Raw genomic sequence first — 317 nt, 5'->3', positions numbered from 1 at the left:
TCCCGTCCATCTCCACGACCACCTATACCCCCATTCCTTAATCCTTCCGCTAACTCCCAAGCCATATCTTTCATACTATCAACACCCATATCAATCCTACCATCAATCATCCCCTCTTCAATCTCTTTCACAAACAATCCTTTCCCTCCCACTTTTCACAACCTTACATCCACAATCACATCTCCTTTCCTAACAATCTTATCTACTTCAAACTCAAAACCTAATCCTTCCCCCTCACAAATATCCCCCAAATCCTCAATAACATCCCCTCTCTCCCTTAGCCCAACCCCCCTCTCTCTACTTCCCACTTTAATTGT

1 pseudogene is annotated in these 317 nt (G+C 44.2%); it reads right to left on the bottom strand.

The features are described 5' to 3' along the window. Positions 1–152: pseudogene (locus tag FS628_RS32865) on the bottom strand (hydroxymethylbilane synthase); the annotation flags it as partial. Positions 153–317: the final 165 nt, after the last annotated feature.

Source organism: Paenibacillus xylanexedens (assembly GCF_007676705.1).
In the GTDB taxonomy this organism is placed as follows: Bacteria; Bacillota; Bacilli; order Paenibacillales; family Paenibacillaceae; genus Paenibacillus; species Paenibacillus xylanexedens_C.
The sequence above is the reverse complement of the archived record's forward strand: the minus strand, read 5'-3'. Positions and strand labels throughout refer to the sequence as shown.